General features: G+C 70.4%; 23 protein-coding genes and 1 riboswitch. Of the genes, 14 read left to right on the forward strand and 9 right to left on the reverse strand.

Annotation, left to right across the window (positions count from 1 at the left end):
• Window positions 1-318, forward strand: coding sequence for a hypothetical protein (locus M8542_RS44585; protein ID WP_257926467.1), 318 nt, complete (start codon window positions 1-3; stop codon window positions 316-318).
• Between the two features lie 211 nt (window positions 319-529).
• Here the strand turns inward: M8542_RS44585 and M8542_RS44590 are convergent, their stop codons facing one another.
• Window positions 530-658 carry a hypothetical protein gene (locus M8542_RS44590; protein WP_257926468.1) on the reverse strand — a complete coding sequence of 43 codons (129 nt, stop codon included), beginning with the start codon at window positions 656-658 and terminating at the stop codon, window positions 530-532.
• Window positions 659-734: 76 nt separating this feature from the next.
• Window positions 735-1,019 carry a 4a-hydroxytetrahydrobiopterin dehydratase gene (locus M8542_RS44595; protein ID WP_257926469.1) on the reverse strand — a complete coding sequence of 95 codons (285 nt, stop codon included), beginning with the start codon at window positions 1,017-1,019 and terminating at the stop codon, window positions 735-737.
• A 32-nt stretch (window positions 1,020-1,051) separates the two neighbouring features.
• Window positions 1,052-1,161, forward strand: a riboswitch (TPP riboswitch).
• 21 nt (window positions 1,162-1,182) lie between these two features.
• Between M8542_RS44595 and M8542_RS44600 the strand changes: the two genes are divergently transcribed.
• The 3 genes from M8542_RS44600 to M8542_RS44610 are packed head-to-tail and all read left to right on the forward strand — an operon-like array spanning window position 1,183 to window position 4,858.
• Entirely contained in the window at window positions 1,183-2,235 is a 1,053-nt protein-coding gene (locus M8542_RS44600; RefSeq protein ID WP_257926470.1) for a thiamine ABC transporter substrate-binding protein, read from the forward strand.
• Window positions 2,211-3,851 carry an ABC transporter permease gene (locus tag M8542_RS44605; RefSeq protein ID WP_372508768.1) on the forward strand — a complete coding sequence of 547 codons (1,641 nt, stop codon included), beginning with the start codon at window positions 2,211-2,213 and terminating at the stop codon, window positions 3,849-3,851. Before M8542_RS44600 ends, M8542_RS44605 begins: the two co-directional genes overlap by 25 nt.
• On the forward strand, window positions 3,851-4,858 hold the full coding sequence (locus tag M8542_RS44610; RefSeq protein WP_257926471.1) for an ABC transporter ATP-binding protein: 1,008 nt from the start codon (window positions 3,851-3,853) through the stop codon (window positions 4,856-4,858). Before M8542_RS44605 ends, M8542_RS44610 begins: the two co-directional genes overlap by 1 nt.
• A gap of 18 nt (window positions 4,859-4,876) precedes the next feature.
• Here the strand turns inward: M8542_RS44610 and M8542_RS44615 are convergent, their stop codons facing one another.
• From M8542_RS44615 to M8542_RS44625, 3 genes are read right to left on the reverse strand one after another with little or no spacing between them, the layout of a single operon-like run.
• Complete coding sequence (locus M8542_RS44615) at window positions 4,877-5,755, reverse strand: ABC transporter permease (RefSeq protein ID WP_257926472.1); 879 nt, start codon at window positions 5,753-5,755, stop codon at window positions 4,877-4,879.
• Window positions 5,752-6,726, reverse strand: coding sequence for an ABC transporter ATP-binding protein (locus M8542_RS44620; protein WP_257926473.1), 975 nt, complete (start codon window positions 6,724-6,726; stop codon window positions 5,752-5,754). The genes M8542_RS44615 and M8542_RS44620 overlap by 4 nt, the downstream gene beginning before the upstream one ends.
• The gene (locus M8542_RS44625) at window positions 6,723-7,817 is read right to left on the reverse strand and encodes a LolA family protein (protein WP_257926474.1); all 1,095 of its coding nucleotides are present in this window, start codon (window positions 7,815-7,817) and stop codon (window positions 6,723-6,725) included. The genes M8542_RS44620 and M8542_RS44625 overlap by 4 nt, the downstream gene beginning before the upstream one ends.
• Before the next feature lie 148 nt (window positions 7,818-7,965).
• Between M8542_RS44625 and M8542_RS44630 the strand changes: the two genes are divergently transcribed.
• Window positions 7,966-8,682, forward strand: coding sequence for a response regulator transcription factor (locus tag M8542_RS44630; protein WP_257926475.1), 717 nt, complete (start codon window positions 7,966-7,968; stop codon window positions 8,680-8,682).
• A complete protein-coding gene (locus M8542_RS44635) occupies window positions 8,679-9,992 on the forward strand; it encodes an ATP-binding protein (RefSeq protein WP_257926476.1) in 1,314 nt (437 codons plus the stop codon). The genes M8542_RS44630 and M8542_RS44635 overlap by 4 nt, the downstream gene beginning before the upstream one ends.
• A 12-nt stretch (window positions 9,993-10,004) precedes the next feature.
• On the opposite strand, the gene M8542_RS44640 is transcribed toward M8542_RS44635, so the two are convergent.
• Window positions 10,005-11,123, reverse strand: a complete 1,119-nt coding sequence (locus M8542_RS44640; protein ID WP_257926477.1) for a response regulator transcription factor — start codon at window positions 11,121-11,123, stop codon at window positions 10,005-10,007.
• Window positions 11,124-11,270: 147 nt separating this feature from the next.
• Complete coding sequence (locus tag M8542_RS44645) at window positions 11,271-11,399, reverse strand: hypothetical protein (protein ID WP_257926478.1); 129 nt, start codon at window positions 11,397-11,399, stop codon at window positions 11,271-11,273.
• 348 nt (window positions 11,400-11,747) lie between these two features.
• On the opposite strand from M8542_RS44645, the gene M8542_RS44650 reads away from it, so the two are divergent.
• The gene (locus M8542_RS44650) at window positions 11,748-12,137 is read left to right on the forward strand and encodes a (deoxy)nucleoside triphosphate pyrophosphohydrolase (protein ID WP_257926479.1); all 390 of its coding nucleotides are present in this window, start codon (window positions 11,748-11,750) and stop codon (window positions 12,135-12,137) included.
• A gap of 112 nt (window positions 12,138-12,249) precedes the next feature.
• On the opposite strand, the gene trpS is transcribed toward M8542_RS44650, so the two are convergent.
• Entirely contained in the window at window positions 12,250-13,215 is a 966-nt protein-coding gene (trpS, locus tag M8542_RS44655) for a tryptophan--tRNA ligase (RefSeq protein ID WP_257926480.1), read from the reverse strand.
• Window positions 13,216-13,429: 214 nt separating this feature from the next.
• Here trpS and M8542_RS44660 point away from each other — a divergent pair, with 214 nt between their 5' ends.
• On the forward strand, window positions 13,430-13,729 hold the full coding sequence (locus tag M8542_RS44660; protein WP_257926481.1) for a YciI family protein: 300 nt from the start codon (window positions 13,430-13,432) through the stop codon (window positions 13,727-13,729).
• Between the two features lie 4 nt (window positions 13,730-13,733).
• On the opposite strand, the gene M8542_RS44665 is transcribed toward M8542_RS44660, so the two are convergent.
• Entirely contained in the window at window positions 13,734-13,883 is a 150-nt protein-coding gene (locus M8542_RS44665; RefSeq protein WP_257926482.1) for a hypothetical protein, read from the reverse strand.
• Window positions 13,884-14,072: 189 nt separating this feature from the next.
• On the opposite strand from M8542_RS44665, the gene typA reads away from it, so the two are divergent.
• The 6 genes from typA (at window position 14,073) to M8542_RS44695 (ending at window position 23,389) form a co-directional block, all read left to right on the forward strand.
• Window positions 14,073-15,998: a translational GTPase TypA gene (gene typA / locus M8542_RS44670; RefSeq protein ID WP_257926483.1), complete on the forward strand. Its 1,926-nt coding sequence runs from the start codon at window positions 14,073-14,075 to the stop codon at window positions 15,996-15,998.
• A gap of 332 nt (window positions 15,999-16,330) precedes the next feature.
• A complete protein-coding gene (locus tag M8542_RS44675; protein WP_257926492.1) occupies window positions 16,331-18,067 on the forward strand; it encodes an ABC transporter family substrate-binding protein in 1,737 nt (578 codons plus the stop codon).
• 289 nt (window positions 18,068-18,356) lie between these two features.
• Complete coding sequence (locus M8542_RS44680; protein ID WP_257926484.1) at window positions 18,357-20,168, forward strand: ABC transporter family substrate-binding protein; 1,812 nt, start codon at window positions 18,357-18,359, stop codon at window positions 20,166-20,168.
• 186 nt (window positions 20,169-20,354) lie between these two features.
• Window positions 20,355-21,371 (forward strand): ABC transporter permease, encoded by a 1,017-nt coding sequence (locus M8542_RS44685; protein WP_257926485.1) that lies wholly within the window; start codon window positions 20,355-20,357, stop codon window positions 21,369-21,371.
• Complete coding sequence (locus M8542_RS44690; RefSeq protein ID WP_257926486.1) at window positions 21,364-22,293, forward strand: ABC transporter permease; 930 nt, start codon at window positions 21,364-21,366, stop codon at window positions 22,291-22,293. Before M8542_RS44685 ends, M8542_RS44690 begins: the two co-directional genes overlap by 8 nt.
• A gap of 79 nt (window positions 22,294-22,372) precedes the next feature.
• A complete protein-coding gene (locus tag M8542_RS44695) occupies window positions 22,373-23,389 on the forward strand; it encodes an ABC transporter permease (RefSeq protein WP_257926487.1) in 1,017 nt (338 codons plus the stop codon).
• Window positions 23,390-23,538 lie beyond the last annotated feature (149 nt).

A 23,538-nucleotide genomic window follows, 5' to 3' on the forward strand; every position in this document is an offset into this window, starting at 1 on the left:
GTGAGCCGTGAGCTGACGCCGCGCGAGCGGGAGGTGCTGACCTTCCTGCTCGCCGGCGACTTCCCGGGTGCCGCGCAGCTGCGGGCCCAGGCGGAGACGGCGCGGGTCACCGGCCAGTGTGGCTGTGGGTGCCCGACCATCGACCTCGAAGTGGACGCGACCCTGCCCGCGGCGGACCTCGAAGAGCCGGTCGAAGCCGACGCTCCCGGCGGCGGGCTCATCCTCTTCGCCGACGAAGGCCGGCTGTCCGGCCTCGAGTACTGGACCACGAGCGACGACGTCCCAAGCGAGCTGCCGCCGGTGGATCGGCTCCGCTGAAAAACAACGCCGCCGCCTCGAGCGGGCGGCGGCGCGAGCGGAATCAGCCGAGGAGACCCATCAGGGCGATCGTGATCAGCACCACCGCGGGGGCGAGGGCGTTGATCCAGGCGCGCTGGGCGGAGGTGAGGGTGGCGGTGCTGTTCATGGCGCTTCCTAAGGCCGAAATCCGATGCTTCCGCCCTGCTCAGCGCGCTGATCATGCCCTTCGTTAGCGGCTGTGATCGAACTCACCGGCATCCGGGTGACGGCGGCCCCGGACGGTGAACCAGAGCACACCGCCGGCCGCCGCCACCATCGTTGCGAATGCCGCTGTGCCGACCACGATCGCCTGCGTCATGTTCCGTCTCTCCTAGCAAAAGTCGTTTACCGAGAGACGTCGAAAGCGCGAAAAAGTGCACTCAGCGTAACCGAGGTCACAAAGAAGACAGCACCGAGTCGATCTCGGCGGCCAGGGAGAAGTCCTTCTGCGTGAGACCGCCCGCGGAGTGCGTCGAGAGGCGGAACGTCAGCGTGCGCCAGCGGATGTCGATGTCGGGGTGGTGGTCGGCCGCTTCGGCCAGCACCGCGACGCGGTCCACCACCTCGATTGCCTGCGGGAAGCTCGCCAGCTCCACCTCGCGGGAGATGACCTTGTCCGTCCTGGTCCAGCCGGCCGGCAGCGCGGAATCGGCCTCGGAGTCGCTCAAGATTTCCGTCATGTCTCCATCGTCCTGCGTCCTGCACTAGGCTGCACGGTTGCCACGGGAGTCCGGTCGAGCCGGGCTGAGAGGCGGGGTCACCCGCGACCGTTAGCACCTGAGACGGATCATGCCGGCGAAGGGAGGGCTTTCCCTCCTCGTCCGGCGAAGTGCAGGAGGGTAGATGAAACGCAGGGCTGTGCGCGCCGCGACGGCCGTCGCCGCCGTCAGCGTCGTCGCCGCGGGGTGCTCGCTGTCCGAGAGCGACGGCGGCACGCAGCAGACGCCCACCGTCACCCTCGTGACGCACGACTCCTTCCTCGCGCCGCAGGAAGTGCTCGACGCCTTCTCGAAGCAGTCGGGCATCAAGATCTCCGTGCTCAAGCAGGGCGACGCCGGCTCGCTGACCAACAAGCTCGTGCTGACGAAGGCCAACCCGGTCGGTGACGTCGCGTACGGCGTCGACTCGACCTTCGCCTCGCGCGCGCTCAAAGAAGGCGTCTTCGAGCCCTACACCAGCCCGGAGGCCGACCGCGGGCCGCAGCGCTACGCCGTCGACCCCGAGCACCGGCTCTCGGCGGTCGACGTCGGCGACGTCTGCGTCAACGTCGACACGAGCTACTTCACGAGCAAGGGCATCCCGGCGCCGGCGAGCTACGACGACCTCGCCGACCCGAAGTACAAGGACCTCCTGGTCGCCGAGGACCCGGCCACCGCTTCGCCCGGGCTGGCGTTCCTCCTCGGCACCATCGCGAAGTACGGCGAGGCCGGCTGGCAGGACTACTGGAGCAAGCTGAAGGCCAACGGCCTCAAGGTGGTCAGCGGCTGGGAGGAGGCCTACACCAAGGACTTCTCCGGCTCGTCCGGCAAGGGGCCGCGTCCGATCGTCGTCTCGTACGCGTCTTCGCCGGCCGCCGAGATCGGCGACGACGGCAAGCCGCGCACCAAGGCACTGCTCGACACCTGCTACCGGCAGGTCGAGTACGCCGGCGTGCTCGCGAACGGCAAGCAGACCGAGAACGCGCGCAAGGTCGTCGACTTCCTGCTGTCGCAACAGTTCCAGACGACCGTCGCGGCCAACATGTACGTCTACCCGGCGCGGCAGGACGTCGAGCTGCCCGCGGGCTGGGCGCAGGTCGCGCCGCTGCCGCAGAAGCCGCAGACGCTGACGGCGGACCAGGTCCAGGCCGGACGCGAGAAGTGGATCGGCGAATGGCGCACGCTCGTGCAGTCCTAGCTCCGCCCCGCACCGCGCGCGGCTTCGGCTTGGCGCTGCTCGGCTTGGCCCCGATCGGCTTCCTGGTCGTGTTCTTCGCCTGGCCGGTGCTGGCGATCGTCGGCCGCGGGTTCGCCGCGGGCGGCCTAGACGTCGTGCTCGGTGACGCCCGGACGTGGCAGCTGGCCGGGTTCACCGTGGCGACCGCCGCCGCGTCGACGGTCGTCGCCGTGCTGGCCGGGCTGCCGGTGGCGTTCCTGCTGGCGCGCGTCGAGCTGCCCGGCGTCGGCCTCGCGCGGACGCTCGTGCTCGTGCCGTTCGTGCTGCCGACCGTGGTGGTCGGCCTCGCGTTCCGCGCGTTGTGGCCCGACGGCGGGGTGCTGCCGATCGTGCTGGCCAACGCCTTCTTCAACGTCGCCGTCGTCGCGCGGACCGTCGCCGGGCTGTGGGCGCGGCTGGACTCGCGGACCACCGACGCGGCCCGCGCGCTGGGCGCCTCGCCGTGGCGGGCGTTCCGCTCGGTGACGCTGCCCGCGCTGGCCCCGGCCATCGCGTCCGCCGCGGCCGTGGTGTTCCTGTTCTGCGCCACCAGCTTCGGCGTCGTGCTGATCCTCGGCGGCGCGAAGTACCGGACCCTCGAAACCGAGATCTACCTGCGGACCGTCGACCTCCTGGACCTCTCGGGCGCCGCGGCGCTTTCGCTGATCCAGTTCGCGGCCGTCGTCGCCGCGCTCGTGCTCGGCGGGCTCGCGCGGCGGCGCAAGGACGGCGCCCGGATCGGAGCCGGCGGCGCGCGGCGCCCGCGTGGCGGCGAATGGGCGGTGGCCGGCGCCGCGGGTGTCGTGCTGGCCCTGCTGCTGACGCCGATCGTCGCGCTGCTCGCCGAGTCGGTGTCCACTTCGGACGACTGGAGCCTCGCCGGGTACCGGGCCCTCACGAGCACCGGCGAGAAGGGCGCGCTGCAGGTGTCCGGCTGGGACGCCGCGGTGAACTCGCTGAAGGTGGCCGTCGACGCGACGCTGCTGGCGATGGTCGTCGGGGTGCTCGCGTCCGTCGTCCTGGTGGCACTGCGCCGATCGCCCGCGAAGGCCGCGCGGGGGCTCGGCGAAACGATGGACGCCGTGCTGATGCTGCCGCTCGGGGTGTCCGCGGTGACCGTCGGGTTCGGCTACCTCGTGACGCTCGACGCGCTGCCCGGCGACCTCCGGACGTCGCCCTACCTGGTGCCGCTGGCCCAGGCGCTGGTGATCATCCCGCTGATCGTCCGGATGGTGCTGCCGGTGCTGCGCTCGGTCGACGTCCGGTTGCGGCAGGCCGCCTCGACGCTCGGCGCGAGCCCGCTGCGCGTGTGGCGGGAGATCGACCTGCCGCTGACGCTGCGCCCGCTGGTCGCGGCGGCCGGGTTCGGGTTCGTGGTGGCGCTGGGCGAGTTCGGCGCGACGAGCTTCCTCGCGCGGCCGACGTCGCCGACGCTGCCGGTCGCGATCGCGTCGCTGATGGCGCGGCCGGGGGAGCTGAACAACCAGATGGCGTACGCGGCGTGCGCGCTGCTGATGCTCGTGACGGTGCTGGCGGTCGCGCTGATCGACCGGCTGGGACACGAACGGCCGGGGCGCGGCGGGGTGGGAGAGTTCTGATGGCGTTGTCGGTGCGGGACCTGACTGTCCACTACGGAACGTTCGCGGCGGTCCGCGACGTCCGCCTGGACATCGCCGACGGGGAAGTGCTGGCGCTGCTCGGCCCGTCGGGCTCGGGGAAGTCGACGCTGCTGCGCGCGATCACGGGCCTGGAGCCCTCGGCACGCGGCGCGGTCAGCTGGGACGGCGAGGACCTGGGCGCGGTGCCGGTGCACCGGCGCGGCTTCGGCCTGGTGTTCCAGGACGGCCAGCTGTTCGGCCACCGCGACGTCGCCGCGAACATCGCGTTCGGCCTGCGGATGCACGGTGTGCCGCGGTCTTCGTGGGGTTCGCGGGTCGCCGAGCTGCTGGCGCTGGTCGGCCTGTCGGGCTTCGAGAAGCGGCGCGTGACGGAGCTGTCCGGCGGGCAGGCGCAGCGGGTCGCGCTGGCGCGGGCGTTGGCGCCGAAGCCGCGCCTGCTGCTGCTCGACGAGCCACTGTCCGGTTTGGACGCCGGGTTGCGCGAGCAGCTGGCGATCGACCTGGCGGACCTGTTGCGGCGCAGCAAGATCACGGCGTTGCTGGTGACGCACGACCAGGAGGAGGCGTTCACGCTCGCGGACCGGGTGGCGGTGCTGGACGCGGGCGAGGTCCGGCAGGAGGGCGCGGTCCGGCGCGTCTGGCGCAACCCGGCCGACGACGACGTGGCCCGGTTCCTCGGCGTGACGACCTTTGTGGACGGTGTCGTCGCCGGCGGAGTGGCGCACACGGCGCTGGGTGACGTCGCGCTCCCGGACGTCGACGACGGCCCGGTGCGGCTCGGCCTGCGCCCGCACGCGCTGCGGGTCGCGGCTTCCGGAGCGGAAGGCGAGGTCGTCGCGGCGGTGCACCGGCGCGAGCACGTGCGGCTCGTGGTGAAGCTGAAGGAGTCCACAGTGGACGCCGTCGCCCCGGCAGCGTCGGACCTGCGCGCGGGCGACTCGGTGCAGCTGGAGTTCGACCCGGACGGCGTCGCGCTGGTGGGCTGACGCCGTCCGGAAGAACCCTCAGCCGTCGCGAGTGGACAACCGGGCGTAGGCCAACGACAGGCCGATCACGATGTAGCAAGCCGCGCGCAACGCGCCTTCGCCCAGCATCTGCGTGCCCATCGGGTCCTGCAGCACCTCCGCCGGGGCCAGCGACCAGTTCTGCGTCAGCAGGAACGGGTGCAGCCAGTCCAGCGACGTCAGGAACCCGAGGATGGTGAACACGATGTCGGCCGCCAGGACCGAGGCCACCACCAGCATCGGGTGTTCCGTCCAGCTGGAGATCGCCAGCGCCACCGCGCCGACGGCCCACAGCTGCAGCACCACCCAGCCCGCCACCAGCAGGATCCTGGCCAGCGCGCCACCCAGGGACAACGTCGTGCCCGAGAGCGTGAACAGCGAGTCCGTGCCGTTGATGATCAGGCCCGTCACCACGCCCGTCACGCACATCGCCAGCACCGAGACCACCGACACCGTCGCGACGCCGAACGCCTTGACCGCCAGCAGCCGGCCCCGGCCCACCGGGGCGATCAACCAGCCGCGCAGGGTGCCGTGGGCCGTTTCGCCCGCGATCGCGTCCGCGCCCGCCATCGCCGACGCCAGTGGCAGCAGCAACGCCAGTGACATCACGATCGCCGCGATCGGCAGGACGAACGCGTTGTTCACCGCCGAGGCCAGCAGCGCGCCGCCGCCGTCGTCGGGACCACCGCCGCTCTGCGCGTCCTCGCTGACCAGCGTCAGGCCGATGCCGATCACGATCGGGATCAGCGCCAGCAGGCCCAGCACCGCGAGCGTGCGCGGCCGCCGGAAGATCCAGCGCAGCTCCGCGGCCAGCAGCCGCGGCAAGGGCACCGAGTCGTGGCCCGTGCGGGCCGCCGGCGCGTCCAGTACGGCCGTCATTCCGCCCCCTCCGTCAGCCTCGCGAACAGGTCTTCCAGCCCGGTGCGGGCCCGCGTCGCCTCGTGGACCGCGACCCCCGCGCCCACCAGGACCTGCAGCACCCGCGGGGCTTCGGCCGCGGTGAGGTCGGCCCGGACGCCGTCCGGCGTGAGCCGGGCGCCGATCCGGTGCTCCCGCAGCACTTCCACCGCCTGCTCGGCGTCCGGCGTGCGGACCAGCAGGGCCGCGTTCCCGGACTCGAGCAGCTCCGCCAGCTCGCCCTGCGCGACGACGTTGCCCGCCTGCAGCACGGCGACGTGCGTGCACGTCGCCTCCACCTCGGCCAGCAGGTGCGACGACACCAGCACGGTGACGCCCTCGGCGTGCAGCTCGGCCACGATCCTGCGGATCTCCCTGGTACCAGCAGGGTCGAGGCCGTTGGTCGGCTCGTCGAGCACGACCATCTTGCGCGGCACCAGCAACGCCGAAGCGAGCCCGAGCCGCTGCTTCATGCCGAGCGAATAACCCTTGTACCGCCGACGCGCGGCGACGGTCAGCCCGACGCGCTCCAGCGCCGCGTCCACGGCGGCGGGAATCCCCGACGACGCCAGCCGCGGTTCCGCCGCGGCGAAGCGCAGCAGGTTGTCGCGCCCGGACAGGAACGGGTGGAAGCCCGGCCCTTCGACCAGCGCGCCGACGTCCGGCAGCGCGTGCGCCGCGGCTTCGGGCATCGGCCGGCCGAGCAGCTCGACCTCGCCCTCGGTCGGCCGGACCAGGCCGAGCAGCATCCGGATCGTGGTCGTCTTGCCCGAGCCGTTCGGCCCGAGCATGCCCACGACCGCGCCTTCGGGGATGTCGAGGTCGACGTGGTCCACCGCGACCGTGCCGCGGTAGACCTTGCGCAGTCCCCGGGTGCGCGCGGCCAGGGGAACCGCCGGGGCGGACGCCTCCGAAGAGACGTCCGCCCCGGACTCCACAGCAGTGCTGGTCACTTCTGGCCCAGCGCTTCGTAGAGGACCTGCTCCGGCACCGCGCCGGCCGCGAACCGGCCGTCGTCGGTCAGCACCGCGCTGCCCACCTTCGTGGTGACGAGGTAGCCGCTGCCCCAAGCGCCGTTGACCTTCTTCGCGAAGCGCTCGAGCAGCGCCTTCGGGTCGGCGTTGCCGCGACCCTCACGGCCGGACTGCTGCTTGGGCGCCGCGTTCAGCAGGTCCGCCGGGACCTTGCCGGTGACGACGGTGTCCCAGCCGTCGCCGACGACCTTGACGTCCTGCTTCGCCTGCTCGGCCCGGTCCTTGTCCTGCTGGTCGATCGTGGCCGTCTTCTCCTGCACCTTGGCGCCCTTCGGCGGGGTGAAGGCGAAGAGGTCGGCCGGCTGCTGGGTGAACTCGATCTCGCTGAAGGCGACCTCGAGCGCCGGCGTCGACGTCCCGTTGCTCAGCACCGACATCCGCAGCGGCATCCGCGTCTGCGAGTCGACCGCGACGCGGATCTCGCGCAGCAGCGTCCGCTCGGTCGGCTTCGGCGTCAGGACCAGCTCGTAGGCCGGGCGGCCGGCGACGGTCGCGGTGCCGTCGACCGACACCGTGCTGCTCTCGCGGACCTTCGCCAGCAGTTCGGTCGACGCCGCCAGCGGGTCGGCCGTCTTCTCGCTGCCCGCGCCCTTCTGCTTCGCGACGTCGGCGGGGATGGTCACCTTGGTCGCCGTGTTGTTCTTGGAGCTGTAGTCCCAGACGGTGGTGCCGTCGTGGACGACGGTCTCCTGGCTCGCCCCCTGCGTGACGGCCAGCCGGCTCTTGCCCGCGCCATCGCTGAAGATGTGCGCCGAATCCATGTTCAGCGCCTGCGCCCCCGGCACCGCGTTCCCCACCGCGGGCAGGCCCAGGTCGTTGCTCACCTTCACCGTGCCGTCGAACGCGCCCGGCTTCGCCTTCACCACGGACTGCACCAGGTCCTCGGCGCTCACCTGCGGCAGCGCCGGCTTGTCGTCGGCGCTGGCCGGCATCGCGACGAACGCGAGCCCGCCGGCGCCGAGCGCGGTGCCGACGACCGCGGCGGTGATGCCCTTCGTCTTCGGTTTCATGCGTCTCTCCCTGTGGTGGTCCCGGGCTCGAGTGTGCCCGGCTCCCTGGCTCCGACGCTTCCCTCTCGAGACTGAGATACCCCTGAAGGTTCTCCCTCGCACGCTGAGATCGTGCTGAGAGCTGACGCGGGACCTGCGCGAACCGGCCATGATGAGTCTCGTGAAACCTCGGGTGCTGGTGGTCGACGACGAACCGGGCGTGCGGAAGGCCCTGCAACGCGGGCTGCGTGCGGAGGACATGGACGTGGTCACCGCCGCGGACGGCCCCACCGGGCTGCAGCTGGCGAGCACGGGCTCGTTCGACGTCATCCTGCTCGACATCATGCTGCCCGGTCTGTCCGGTTACCGCGTGCTGGAGCGGCTGCGCAAGGACGGCGTCGCGACGCCGGTGCTGCTCGTCTCGGCCAAGGACGGCGAGATCGACCAGGCCGACGGCCTCGACCTGGGCGCCGACGGCTACCTCGTCAAGCCGTTCTCCTTCGTCGTGCTGGTCGCGCAGGTCCGGGCGGTGCTGCGCCGGGCCGGGCCGGAAGCCGGCCGCGGCACGCTGCGGCTCGGCGCGCTGGAAGTCGACCGCGGGCTGCGGCAGGTGCACTGGAACGGCGCGGAGGTCGGGCTGAGCCCCCGTGAGTTCGCCCTGCTCGAGGTGCTCGTCGGCCGGGCCGGCACGGTCGTCACGAAGGACGAGCTGCTGCGTGCGGTCTGGGGTGAGGAGCAGGCCGTCACGCGCAACCTCGTCGAGGTGTATGTCGGCTACGTCCGGCGCAAGCTCGACGCGGTCGGCGCCGGCGCGCTGCTGCGGACCGTGCGCGGCCACGGCTACCTGGCCTCCGACGCCCAGCTCGACGAGGTCATCACCCCGTGAGCTCGTGGTGGCGGGGCCGGTCCCTGCAGGTCAGGATCACCTTGCTGGCCGCGATGATCACCCTGGCCTGCCTGCTCGGGCTGGCCGCGCTGGCCGCGTCGAACCTCTCGCCGCTGCTCATCGGCTCGGTCGACCGCGACCTGTCGGCCGCCCTCGGCCCGGCGAGCGCCGAGGTGGGCGCCGGCCGGCCGCTGTCCGGCGCGGCGCCGGTGACGCTGCGCGTCCTCGACATCGCGGGTGGGCCGGTCGACGGCGGCACACCGACCGGGCTCTCACCCGCGGACGTCTCGACGCTGAAGGCGGGCCAGCCGGTGCAACGCGACGGCGCGCGGTACCTCGGCACGGTCGTCAGCGCACCCGACGGGGCGCAACGGCTGGTCGTCGCCGGCGCGGGCCTGGTCGGGTTCTCCGCCGCGGTGCACTACGGCGGGGTGTGGCTGGTGGTCGTCGCGTCGATCGGGGCGCTGGTCGCGGGCCTCGCGACGTGGCTGGTGGTGCGGCTGTCGCTGCGGCCGGTGGCGCGGATGCGGGGTTCGGTGCGGTCGCTGCCGCCGGGCGCGCGGCTGGCGCTGCCGGACTCGCACGACGAGCTGCGGGCGCTCGCGGAGGAGTTCAACGCGCTGCTGGAGCGGCAGGAGCAGGCGAGCGACCGGCTCCGGCGCTTCACCGGCGACGCCGCGCACGAGCTGCGGTCGCCGGTCGCGTCGATCCGGGTGCAGGCCGAGGTCGCCGTCACCAACCCTGATCCGGAGCTGTCCCAGGAGACGCTGTCGGACATCCTCACCGAGGCCGAGCGGCTGTCGTCGCTGCTGGACGGGCTGCTGTCGCTGGCCCGGTCGGACGCGGGGGAGGTGCCCGCGTCGGAGCCGGTCGAGCTGGTGAGCGAGGTGCGTTCGGCGGTGGCGCGGCTGCCGGCGGGAGCGCCGGAGACGCGGGTGAGCAACGCGGTGGCGCAGGCCTGGGCGTCGGCCGCGCACGGCGAGGTCGAGCTGGTGCTGGACAACCTGCTGCGCAACGCCTGCCGGTACGTGCGGGGCGAGATCGTGGTGTCGGTGCTGGCGTCGCGGTCGTCGGTCCGGGTGGTCGTCGACGACGACGGGCCGGGCATCCCGCCGGAGCACCGCGAGAAGGTGTTCGACCGGTTCTACCGCATCGCGGACGACCGGGCCCGCTCGTCCGGCGGGACGGGGCTGGGGCTGGCGATGGTGGCGGAGACCGTGCGGCGGCGCGGTGGGCGGGTCCAGGTGGGCGAGTCCCCGGATGGCGGGGCGCGGTTCGTCGTCGTCTGGCGGGTGGCCGGCCGGGAATGAGCCGGCGGCCGATCAGCCGTTCAGGAACCGCTCGGCGTGGCTGTAGCCGACCCGCGGCCCGGACGCGGGCCGGGCGGGCCGGTTCGGCGGCTGGTAGTAGTAGCCGAGGCCGCGTGCGCTGACGATCGCGTCGGCGCCGAGCCCGTTCTCGCGCAGCTTCGTGCGCAGGACGGCCACGAGCACCGCCAGGGTCCGCTTCCGGGCGGCGGCCGTCCCCGGGGGGTCACCCCAGACGTGGGCGATGATCCGGTCGGCGGACTGGATGGTGCCGGCCCCTCGGACGAGTAGCTCGAGCAGCGCGAACTCACGACGGGGGAGGACCACTTCCGCATCGCCGACGTGAACCTCGGGCGGTGCGAAGCCCACGCGGAGCACGCCGTCGTCATAGCCCTGCTCCGGCGGCCGGGTCCGCTGCCGCACGGCCTTCCGCATGCGCGCGAGGAGCTCCTCGATGGCGTACGGCTTGACGAGGTAGTCGTCGGCGCCGACGTCGAGGCCCCGCGTGATGTCCTCGATCTCGCCGCGCGCGGTCACGACGATCACCGGGACGTCACTGGTCTTCCGGATTTCGCGCAGCAGCGTCAGGCCGTCGATGTCCGGCAGGCCGAGGTCGAGGAGGACGACGTCCGGCTGCGCGGTCATTCCCTGGTACAGCCCGGTCTTGCCGTCGGCGGCCGTCGTGACGTGCCAGCCCCGGCGCTCGAGGCACGGCCTCAGCGCCTGGGAGACGCGGTCGTCGTCCTCGATGAGCAGCACCTTCCCGGTCCCGGAGACCCCGGTGGCGACGCGGGCGGGTTCGGTCTCCGGGACGTCGAGGCGCCGGATCTCCACCGCCGCCGCGGACTCGCCCTGATCGACGAGGAAGGCCATTGCCAGCTTCTGGCAGGCGGGGCAGACGCGCATTTCCTGCCCGTCCACCGACAGTGCGAAGGTCGCGGTCAGCTTGCACGCCCGCCCGCCGATCCGGACCTCGCACACGCGGGAGAGACGCTCCCGGCTTCGTTCGTCCTCGGTCCGGCGGACCCGGTGGGCGCGCGAGCGGCACTTGTCCGAGCAGAACTTGCGCGGGCGTCCCGTCTCGGTCGACGCCGGGAGGGCTTCGCCGCAGACCTGGCAGGTGTCGGTCGCCACGCGTGGCCCTCCTCCCGATTCGCCGGAACGAAACCGCTTTCGTGTCGTTCTCACGTTAGCGGCGCGAAGGTGGTCCTTGGCTCGCGCCGGCCGGTGTTGTTGCATGAAGGGGACGGCCCGGCCGCCTCGCGGCGACCGGACCCGGTGTCACGATCGCCTGGGCCTGCCAGCGTCGACGATCAGGTCACCGACCACGAGGACGGCCCTCGCCACGACGGCGAGGGCCTCGTCCCGCTTCAGCGGTGCCACGACGTCCTCGAGAAGCACGAGGACCACGCGCAGTCCCGGCCAGAGCCGGGGTGCCCGTTCGCGCCACCACCTGGCGACGCGGCGAAGCCGGACCGGCGGTTTCGACCGAGCCGCCCGGCGCGGAGTGATGGCCACTTCGACGACCTCCTCTCGACAGCGGACGCGACCATCGCGGGCTGTCGCGACGAGCCCCGCGGCAGCGCTGCAGCGGGAGGAGTTCGTCGGGTGCGGCCACTTCCCCGGCACCGGGGGTGTGGTGGTCCCACCGTCGCGTGCCCGGCCGGGGCACGCAAGATCGCGCAATCAACATAACGAGCCGCCGGCGCCCCTCCCGGGTATCGGCGGGATCGCGCGGACGCACTAGATTCCGGGGTTGTGAACGGTGTGATCGTGGGTGCCGCCCTGGTGCGCGACGGCAAGCTGCTCGCCCAGCAGCGAGCCTGGCCGCCGGGGCACGCGGGGCAGTGGGAGCTGCCCGGTGGCCGGGTCGAGGAGGGGGAGTCCGAGGCCTTCGCGCTGGCCCGCGAGTGCAGCGAGGAGCTCGACGTCGTCATCGAGGTCGGCGCGCGCGTCGGCGAGGACGTGCCGCTGCCCGGGGAGAAGGTCCTGAGGATCTACGCCGCGAAGCTCGTGTCGCCCGGCGAGGAGCCGCGCGCGGTCGAACACCTGGCCGTCCGGTGGCTCGGACCCGACGACCTCGACGAGGTCGACTGGCTGCCCGCCGACCGGATCCTGCTGCCGGCCTTCCGTGAGCTGCTGGGCTGAAGCCGAGATCGGGCGGCGAAGAGCAGCGGCTCACCACCTGGACCCCGGCGTGGGCTTGGAGGTGGCGGCGAGAGCTGCTCGTCCTGGCCCTGCCGCCACCCACCGCCGCTCTTCAATTGGCGCCGATCATCCGCAACGCCGCGTCGACCCGGTGCGAGCCGCGCTCCCGCGCGCGTTCGGCGCCCGCCTTGCGCACCCGGTCCAGCTCCGCGACGTCGTCGAGCAGGGACAACGCGCGCTCGCGCAGCGGGCGGAGCTCCTCGATCACGGCGTCGGCGACGGCGTCCTTCACCGCGCCGTACGACGAGAACTCCCCGGCCAGCTCCGCCGGCGAGCCGCCGCGGCAGGCCGCGAGGATCTCCAGCAGGTTCGCCATCCCCGGCCGTGTGTCCGGCTCGTGCGCCGGCACCGTCTCGCCGTCGGTGACCGCCTTGCGGATCTTGCGGCGGATCTGGTCGGGCTCGTCGAGCGCGAACACCACGCCCGCCGCGTCGCGCGTCGACTTCGACATCTTGCGCGTCGGGTCGGCGAGGTCCTTCACCCGCGCGCCGGCCGGTGGCAGCACCGCGCGCGGGATGGTGAACACCTCGCCGTAGGTGCTGTTGAACCGCTTGGCGAGCGTCCGCGTCAGCTCGACGTGCTGGCGCTGGTCCTCGCCGACCGGCACCTCCTCCGCACCCTGCAGCAGGATGTCCGCGGCCATCAGCGCCGGGTAGGTCAGCAGCGACAGCCGCACCCCCGCCTGACCCTTGGACTTCTCCTTGAACTGGATCATCCGCGCGGCCTCGCCGTAGTTGCAGGTGCACTCCAGGACCCAGGTCAGCGCGCCCAGCTCGCGGGCCAGGTCGGACTGGACGAACACGCGCTCGGGGTCGATCCCGGCGGCGATGAGCACGGCGAGCTGTTCCCTCGCCAGGGATCGGAGTTTGGCCGGGTTGTGCTGGTTGGTCATGCCGTGCAGGTCGGCGACGAAGTACAGGTCGTCCGCGCCGCCCTCGAGCGCCCAGCGGCGCACGGCCCCGAGGTAGTTGCCGAGGTGGACGTGGCCGGACGGGGTGATCCCGGAGAGCTTGCTCATGTGTCTTCCTTCCGCGGGGGGACCACCCCGGAGAAGGCACGAAAAAGGCCGCCCGTCCGGGGCGGCCGCTGGCTTGGTGCGCAGGGTTCAGTGGGCCGCCGAGGGCGGCCACCAGCTGGAGGTCTGCGCGTGCACGCCCTGACTATAGCCGGGCCTGTCACCACTTCGCATCGTCCGCACGCGGGATCGCACTCGCGGGTCTACCGTCTTAACCATGTATGTCGTCCTGCTGAACTACACAGCTCCGATCGAGGAAATCGACTACGCGCTCCCGGACCACGCGGAATGGCTGAACAAGCAGTACGAACACGGCCACTTCCTCGCGTCCGGGCGGCGGAACCCGCGCGTCGGCGGCGTCATCATCACGCGCCCGATGGCCCGCGGGAAGCTCGACGCCATCCTGGCGTCGGACCCGTTCTCGGTGAAGCACCTCGCGCAGTACGAGGTCATCGAGTTCTCGCCGACGAAGACGGCGCCGGAACTGCGGCAGATCAACGAAGCGGTGGCCCACTGACCAGCTAGGCGGCGAGGTCCAGCTTCGCCTTCTTCAGCGCCAGCACCGGGCACTTCTTGCAGCGCGGCTTCGACCGGCAGCACTTCTTCTTCACCTTGCCGGCCTTCATCAGCTTGCGCACGACCTTGCGCGGGTCGTCCGCTTTCTTGCCCACGTGCGCTCCTCGGGTCGGTGGCAGTCACCGGTTCTCCACGTTAGGTGAGGCTAACCGACTGGGGGGCGTGGGGCTGCTCACACAAAGGTGGAAGGTATCCTTGGTGAGGTCCGCGTGTGACCAAAGCCGGTCACGGGATGCCGATGGGCTTACGCGGCCACCCAACCCTTGAAGTTCAGGAGTTCTCGCGTGCCCGCAGCCAGCGCTACCGTCGAAACCGGCCGAGCGACCGGTAAGACCCGGCCCGACCTGCGCAACGTCGCGATCGTCGCCCACGTCGACCACGGCAAGACGACGCTCGTCGACGCGATGCTGCGGCAGTCCGGCGCCTTCGCCGAACGTGCCGAGGTCGTCGACCGGGTCATGGACTCGGGTGAGCTCGAGCGCGAAAAGGGCATCACGATCCTCGCGAAGAACACCTCGATCCACCGCCAGACGCCCGAGGGCCAGGTGACGATCAACGTCATCGACACCCCCGGCCACGCCGACTTCGGCGGCGAGGTCGAGCGCGGCCTGGCCATGGTCGACGGCGTCGTGCTGCTGGTCGACGCGTCCGAGGGCCCGCTGCCGCAGACCCGGTTCGTGCTGCGCAAGACCCTCGAAGCCGGCCTGCCGGTGATCCTGCTGGTCAACAAGACCGACCGGCCGGACGCCCGGATCGCCGAGGTCGTCGAGGAGACCCACGACCTGCTGCTCGAGCTGGCCAGCGACATCGAGGACGCCGACCACGACGCGATCCTCGACCTCCCGGTCGTCTACGCCTCCGCGCGCGCCGGCAAGGCGAGCCTGGAGCAGCCCGCCGACGGTGAGATCCCCGAGAGCGAGAACCTCGACCCGCTGTTCGACACGCTGCTCCGGCACGTGCCGCCGCCGGCCGCCGACCTCGACGCGCCGCTGCAGGCGCTGGTCACCAACCTCGACGCGTCCAACTTCCTCGGCCGCATCGCGCTGATCCGCATCCACGCCGGCAAGCTCCGCAAGGGCCAGACCGTCGCCTGGATGCGCGAAGACGGCACCACGCAGAACGTCCGCATCTCCGAGCTGCTCGTCACCGAGGCGCTCACCCGCGTCCCGGCGACCGAAGCCAGCGCGGGCGAGCTCGTCGCCATCGCCGGCATCCCGGACATCACGATCGGCGACACCCTCGCCGACTCCGAGAACCCGGTTTCGCTGCCCCGGATCACCGTCGACGAGCCCGCGATCTCGATGACCATCGGCGTCAACACCTCGCCGCTGGCGGGGCGCAACGGCGGCGACAAGGTCACCGCGCGGCTGGTCAAGGCCCGCCTCGACCAGGAGCTGATCGGCAACGTCTCGATCCGCGTGCTGCCGACCGAGCGCCCCGACACCTGGGAGGTCCAGGGCCGTGGCGAGCTGGCGCTGGCCATCCTGGTCGAGCAGATGCGCCGCGAGGGCTTCGAGCTGACCGTCGGCAAGCCGCAGGTGGTGCTGCGCACGATCGACGGCAAGCTGCACGAGCCGTTCGAGCGCCTCTACATCGACTCGCCGGAAGAGCACCTCGGCGCGATCACCCAGCTCCTGGCCGCCCGCAAGGGCCGCATGGAGGACATGAGCGGCAACGGCACCGGCCGGATCAAGCTGGAGTACGTGCTCCCGTCGCGCGGCCTGATCAGCTTCCGCACCGACTTCCTCACCGAGACCCGCGGCACCGGCATCGCGAACCACGTGTTCGAGGGCTACTTCCCGTGGGCGGGTGAGATCCGCACCCGGCACAGCGGCTCCTTGGTCGCCGACCGCACCGGCCCGGTCACCGCGTACGCGATGATCCAGCTGGCCGACCGCGGCACGTTCTTCGTCGAGCCGGGCGCCGAGGTCTACGAGGGCATGGTCGTGGGCGAGAACCCGCGGTTCGAGGACCTCGACATCAACATCACCAAGGAGAAGAAGCTGACGAACATGCGTCAGTCCTCCGCCGACGTGATGGAGACGCTGGCCCGCCCGCGCAAGATGGGCCTGGAAGAGGCGCTGGAGTTCTGCTCGGTCGACGAGTGCGTCGAGGTCGCGCCGGAGGTCGTCCGGGTCCGCAAGGTCACCCTGGACGTCAACACCCGGGCGAAGGAGCGCTCGCGCGCGAAGAGCCGCGACAACGCCTGATCTTCGAGAAAGCCTCCCGGTGTGCTGGTCGCCGGGAGGCTTTTTCGTGCCCTGGATCCGCTACGCTGGGTGCAACACTGGCGAACCCGCCGTCACGAGTTCGCGAGTTCTTCTCCTTATATCTTTATAGGGGCTTTCGTGTCCGGGCCGTGTTCGTTCCGCCGTTCCGGAACGGTCCGGGAACCCGGACGGTCCCTCGCGCGTCCTTCCAGGGGCGCCCACCTTGGGGGGCCGTACCCGGCCGATCCGGGTATGGGAATCTCGGTTCCGGTCGCGTCGGCGGCCGTGGGAGCATGGCTGACCCGATCGGGCGACTCTGGGAGGAACTGGGCGTGCGGGTGAATCGCAAAGCGGGGCCGGTGCTGGCGCTCGCGGCCGTGCTGCTCACCGCCTGTTCCAACACCCCGCCACCGCCGGTCGTGTCGTCGTCGGTCGCGCCCGTGTCGACCACCGGCAAGACGCCGTCGCAGATCGTCGCCGGCGTCGACGACGTGCTCGGCGGGTACAACCCGCACAACCTCGCGGACGCCTCGCAGGTGACCTCCGCGCTCTCGCAGCTGCTGCTGCCGTCGGTGTTCCGGCAGAAGGACGACGGCACCACCCAGCTCGACAAGAACCTGATGAAGTCCGCCGAGGTGATCTCGCAGCAGCCGTTCGTGGTCGCCTACACGATCCGGCCGGACGCGTCCTGGTCCGACGGCGCGCCCATCGCCGCCGAGGACTTCGACTACCTGCGCACCCAGATGCGCGACCAGCCCGGCGTGATCGGCCCGGCCGGCTACCGGCAGATCACCGACCTGCAGTCGCGCGAGGGCGGCAAGCGTGTCGAGGTCACCTTCGCCAAGCCCTACCCCGGCTGGCAGACGCTGTTCTCCGATCTGCTGCCCGCCCACCTGCTCAAGGACGCCCCCGACGGCTGGCGCGGGGCCCTCGCGTCGAACTTCCCGGCCGTGGCCGGCCCGTTCTCGATCAAGAGCCTCGACACCGCCCGCGGCGAGGTGATCCTCGAGCGCAACGAGCGCTACTGGGAGAAGCCGGCCGCGATCGACCGGATCGTGCTGCGCCGCTCGGACCGGCAGACGCTGCTGGCCGCGCTGCAGAGCGGCAACGACCAGTTCGCGCTGGCCAGGACCGACGGCGACGGGCTCAAGCGGCTCGGCGACCTCGGCCCGGCCGTCAAGCTGCACACCGTGGCCCGGCCGCTGGTCGCCGACGTGCTGCTGCGCCCGGTCAGCGCCACGCTGCAGGACGCGCAGGTCCGCGCCGGGATCGCCGCGCTCATCGACCGGAACAAGCTGATCACCGAGGGCGTCAACGGCGGTCCGTCGGCGCAGCTGCACGCCGACGCGCAGGTCAAGCCGCCGTCGGTGGCCGGGTACGCGGCGACCATCCCGCCCGGCCCGCCCACCGCGCCCGACGTCGCCAAGGCGGAGGAGTCGCTGAAGGCGGCGGGCTACGCGAAGACCGCGGGCACCTGGCGCAAGAACGGCAAGGCGCTGTCGCTGGTGATCGCCTCGCCGGGCACCCAGGAGCCGTACGCGACGATCGCGAAGGAGCTCACCAGCGAGCTCGCCGCGCAGGGCGTCGAGGTCAACGCGATCACGCCGCAGCCGCGTGACCTGTTCAGCGGCCTGCTCGCGATGCCGGTCGTCGGCGGGGTCCAGCAGCCGACCGGCGACTCGGCCGGCAACGTCGGGATCGACATCGCCGTCGTGCCGCAGGCCGTCGGCGGCGACACGGCCTCGGTGCTCGCCTCGACCTTCGGCTGCCGGCCGGAGCAGACGGCGACCGGGACGGACACCACCAAACCCGTCGTTCCGGGCAATTCGGCCGGTTTCTGCGACCGGGCTCTGCAGCCGTCGATCGACGCCGCGCTGTCCGGGTCGACCCCGATCGCCGAAGCGCTCACCACCCTTGAGCCTGAACTTTGGCGTCAGAACGTGGTGATCCCGTTGTTCCAATTGGCTGACACCCTGGCGATTGGTTCGGGCATCTCGGGCGTGACTCCAGGTCCCCCGATGGTGGGCCCGTTCGGGTCCGCGGTGAACTGGACTCGCGGCCCGAAGTAATCGCTTGGCTACGCATTCAGTACCACCGGGTGATCTTGGCGAACGCCTTCGAGTGGGACCCGGTGAATCCGTGAGGTAACCGTCGTATTTCTGGATGTCCACTGGAAGTCACCCTTTGGTCACGATCGACCCTGAACTGGTGACTGTCGGTGCTTTTCCTTTCTAGCGTGCTCCCGCAGTGCGCCAGTTGAGTGTCGCTTGGCGTGTCGTAGGCTCCGGCCCATCCAACCGGAGCGGTGTGGGCCCTTGTCCCGATATTCAGGGGCCCAGTGCTAGGAGGGCACACTTCATGAGGAGATCCAAAGCAGTCTCCGCTTTGTCGCTCGTCGCCGGCGCTTCGCTGCTGTTGAGCGCCTGCAGCGGCGGCGATTCGGGTTCGGGAAGCACCGACACCAACGGATCGTCGACCGACGTCAAGGCGATGGCTGTCGGCAAGGCCGAAACCGGTGACCTGTTCAAGCTCGCGGACACCCCGGGGTACGACGGCACCGTCACGATCGGCATTGACGACGGGTACTCGGGGTACAACAACCAGTCCCCGGACACCAACAGCTCGTACAACAACTACGTCCTGACCGCTGTGCTCTCCGGTACGTTGAAGCTCGACGGCAACAACAAGGTGCTGCTGAACAGCGACATCTTCGAGTCCTGGGACGTCACGTCGAAGGACCCGCAGCAGGTCACGTACAAGATCAAGCCGAACATCAAGTGGTCGGACGGCCAGCCGTACGACTGCAAGGACATGTACCTGGCCTGGCTGTCGCAGAGCGGCCTGGCGAAGGGCCCGGACGGCAAGACTCCGTTCAACTCGGCTTCGACCACCGGGTACTCGCTGATCAAGCAGGCGACCTGCAAGGACAACCTGACCTTCGTCACCGACTACAGCGAGCCCTACCTCGACTACAAGGGCCTGTTCAACGCACCGGCGATCATGCCCGCGCACGTCCTCGAGGCCAAGACCGGCATCGCGGACATCACCAAGCTGGCCCCGACCGGCGATCCGGCCCAGCTCAAGAAGGCCGGTGACTTCTGGTCGAACGAGTGGAAGGGCTTCAAGGCGGACATCATGCCGTCGTCGGGCCCGTACAAGATCACCGCGTTCGACGCCAACCAGAAGGCCGTCACGCTGGAGAAGAACCCGAACTGGCCGGGCGGCAAGGGCGGCCCGTCGAAGGTCGTCGTCCGCGCCATGGAAGACACCAAGGCCATGGCCACCGCGCTGCAGAACGGCGAGATCGACGTCGCGGCGTCGACCCAGCCGGACGCCACCGCGGCCCAGACCATGAAGGGCCTCGCGGCGCAGGGTGTCACCTACGGTTCGGCTCCGCAGCTGACCTACGAGCACCTCGACCTGAACTTCAAGCGCATGTTCGCCGACAAGGACCTGCGCAAGGCGTTCTTCGAGTCGGTCAACCGCAAGGAGATCACCGACAAGCTGCTCAAGGAGGTCCAGGCGGACGCGCAGCCGCTGGGCAGCCTGGTGTTCTTCCAGGGTGAAGAGGGCTACACCGACCTCTACAGCAGCAAGGCCGGGCTGGGCGCCGACGCGGCGGCCAAGACCCTGACCGACGCCGGCTGGGTCAAGGGCGGCGACGGCATCTTCGCCAAGAACGGTGTGCGTGCCTCCTTCAAGATCACGCACAACCAGAACGCTCGCCGCAGCCAGACCGTCGAGATCATCATCTCGCAGGCCAAGGCGGCCGGTATCGAGGTCAAGGACGAGACCGACGCCAACTTCCTCAAGGGTGGCCGCGTCTCGACCGGTGACTACGACGTCGCGCTGTTCGGCTGGTCGGCCCAGCCGTTCAAGGCGGAGTCCCGCTCGATCTACGTCTGCCCGGACAAGGGTGGCGAGCAGAACTACCAGTCGCTGTGCGACCCGAAGATCGACGACCCGTACACCGCTGCGGTGAAGGCGACCGACGAGCAGACGAAGCTGCAGAAGTACCAGGAGGCCGACAAGGCCATCGCGGACGACTACGCCTCGCTGCCGCTGTTCCAGACGCCGTCCATGTGGGCGTTCAAGGGCATCGACCGCGTCTACATGCAGTCGTACGACGGTGTGCTGTGGAACGTCGGCGAGTGGGAGCAGAAGAAGTAGGGCTCGTCCCGCCTCTTCTTTCCCCTCGCTCCAGATGACCTGGGAGGTACCGGGGTCCGGCCACAAGCCGGGCCCCGGTACCCACCGGAAGTAGCTGTTGACCGTAGGGTTACCGCCACTACGGTAGACAACCGGGTAGCGGTCCAGCGCACTTCTGACGACCAGGCCCGGATGAGGAGCAGTTCGTTGAACCTGGTGATCTACATCCTTCGCCGTCTGGCGATATCGATTCCCGTCCTGCTGGTCGGGACTTTCCTGTGTTTCGTCATGGTCGCCGGCACCGGCGACCCGCTGGGCGAGCTGCGCCAGAACCCGCAGATCAGCAAGGAAGCGCTGGCCGCCACGGCCGCCAAGCTCGGTCTCGACCAGGGCATCATCCCCCGCTACTTCACGTGGCTCGGTGACTTCCTGAGCGGCAACTGGGGCATTTCGATCGCGCAGGGCAACGCCCTCGCGCCGGTCGCCCCGAAGGTGATGGCCGCGCTCGGCGTCACGTTCAAGCTGGTCGTCGGCGCGGAGATCCTCGCGCTGATCATCGGCATCATCGTCGGCGTGCTGGCGGCGGTGAAGCAGTACTCGATCATCGACTACATCGCGACCACCCTCGCCTTCCTGCTCTTCTCGATGCCGATCTTCTGCATCGCGATCGTGCTGAAGCGCTACGCGATCGAGATCAACGGCTGGGTGCGCGACCTCGGCCTGTCCGACGTGCTCGGCAACCCGTGGCTGCGGACCACCAGCCCGGAGCAGCTGAAGACCGACGGCGTCGGGGACTTCATAACCAGCACGATCGGCGCGTACCTGCTGCCGACGCTGTCGATCATGGCGATCAGCTTCGCCGCGTACAGCCGGTTCCAGCGCGCCTCGATGCTCGAGGTGATGGGCTCGGACTACGTGCGCACCGCGCGGGCCAAGGGCCTCGGGAACAGCCGGGTCATCTTCCGGCACGCGTTCCGCAACGCCCTGATCCCGGTGACGACGCTGTTCTCGGTGAACTTCGGCTCGGTACTGGCCGGCGCGATCATCACCGAAACCGTCTTCAACTGGCACGGTATGGGCACACTGCTGGTGGAAGCCGTCACCAAGAACGACACCCAGGTCATGATGGGGTGGCTCGTGGTGATCGCCTCCCTCGTGATCATCGCCAACCTGATCGCCGACCTGATGTACGGCATCCTGGACCCGAGGATTCGCGTTGGCTGACTTGAACTCTCTTCTCGCGACCGAAACCGCGGCGGCCGATGGCACGCTGCCGGCCGACGCGCTGCCGGAACCGCGGAGCCAGGGCAAGCTGGTCCTCCGGAAGTTCCTGCACCACAAGCTGGCGATGGCCTCGACGGCGGTGCTGATCCTGATCGTGCTGATCAGCGTCCTGATGCCGATCTTCTGGAAGCACAGCTACCAGGACAGCTCGTTCCCGTCGTTCGCCAAGCCGACCGGCGAGTTCCCGCTCGGCACGACCCAGGTCGGCAAGGACATGGTGTCGCAGGTGCTGCGCGGGACGCAGTACTCGCTGCTGATCGCGCTCACCGTGTCGATCCTCGCCACCGTGATCGGGGTCGTGTTCGGCGCGGTCGCCGGGTACCTGCGCGGGTTCACCGACTCGGCGATCTCGCGGGTGACGGACCTGTTCCTGATCATCCCGCAGATCGCCGCGGCGGCCATCCTCGCCAAGGTGTTCGGCGGCGGTACCTGGTACATCGTCGCGCTGGTGCTCTCGGCGTTCGCGTGGATGCCGATCGCCCGGATCACCCGGGCCGAAGCGATGTCGCTGTCGCAGCGCGAGTTCGTCGACGCGGCGCGCGCTTCGGGCGCCGGCGTCACCCGGATCATCTTCAAGCACCTGGTGCCGAACATGGTCGGCAGCATCACGGTCAACGCGACCCTCGCGGTCGCGCAGGCCGTGCTGGCGGAAGCCGCGCTGTCGTTCATCGGCCTCGGTGTCCAGCTGCCCGACACCTCGCTGGGCCGCGTCATCCTGGAGAACTACGCCCAGCTGCAGACGCGGCCGGCGCTGTTCTTCGGGCCGTTCATCGTGCTCGTGCTGATTTCACTGACGATCAACTTCATCGGTGACGGTCTTCGCGACGCCTTCGACCCGCGCCAGCGGAGAATGAAGGCCTGAACGCGCACGCGGGGGTGACCGGTTCCGGTCGCCCCCGCGTCCGTTTTCCCGCGGGGATCGCCGGACCTGGGGGTTTCGGATGAATCTCGTGCTCTACGTGCTCAGACGGCTGGTCATCTCGATCCCGGTCCTGCTGGTCGGCACGTTCCTCTGCTTCTTCATGGTGGCCAACACCGGCGACCCGCTGGGTGAGCTGCGGAGCAAACCCGGGATCAGCGCCCAGGCCATCGCCGACACCGAGCACAAGCTCGGCCTCGACCAGAGCGTCGTCGCCCGCTACTTCACCTGGCTCGGCCACTTCCTCAGCGGCGACTGGGGCATCTCCATCGCGCAGGGCAACGCGTTCACCCCGGTCCAGCCGAAGGTGATGGCGGCGTTCGGCGTGACGCTCGAGCTGGTGCTCGCGGCCTCGCTGCTGGCGCTGTTCTTCGGCGTGCTGGTGGGCGTGCTGGCGGCGGTCAAGCAGTACTCGATCTGGGACTACGCGGCGACCACGCTGGCGTTCCTGATGTTCTCGATGCCCATCTTCTGCGTCGCGATCGTCCTCAAGGGCTACGCGATCCGCGCCAACATCTGGGTCCGCGACCTGGGGCTGGCGGACGTCCTCGGCGACCCGTGGCTGCGCACGACGAGCCCGGAGAGCCTCTCGGCGACCGGGATCGGCGACGCGCTGGCGAAGTACGTGGGCGCGTTCCTCCTGCCGACGCTGTCGATCATGGCGATCACGTTCGCGGCGTACAGCCGGTTCCAGCGGGCGTCGATGCTGGAGGTCCTGGGCGCGGACTACGTCCGCACGGCACGCGCCAAGGGCGTGTCGAACTCCCGGGTGATCTGGCGGCACGCGTTCCGCAACGCGCTGATCCCGGTGATGACGCTGTTCTCGGTCAACTTCGGCGCGACGGTGACGGGCGCGATCATCACCGAGACGGTCTTCAACTGGCACGGCATGGGCACGCTGCTGGTGGAGGCGGTCAACAAGAACGACCCCCAGGTGCTGATGGGCTGGCTGGTGGTGATCGCGGCGAGCGTCGTGGTGGCGAACCTGATCGCGGACCTGATGTACGGCATCCTGGACCCCCGAATCCGCGTGGGCTGACGCCGGCTTTCAAGCGCCCCAATGAGGTTTTCTCAATAGGGCTGGTGGGTGTGCGTGTTGGCTTGAGATGAGGCGTGGGGCCGCTGGTAGGACTGAGTTTGCGAAGACCAAGTCCGAGAGTCCAGAGGCCCCACGTGATTTCTTATAGT

This window comes from Amycolatopsis iheyensis (assembly GCF_024703995.1).
Taxonomy (GTDB): domain Bacteria; phylum Actinomycetota; class Actinomycetes; order Mycobacteriales; family Pseudonocardiaceae; genus Amycolatopsis; species Amycolatopsis iheyensis.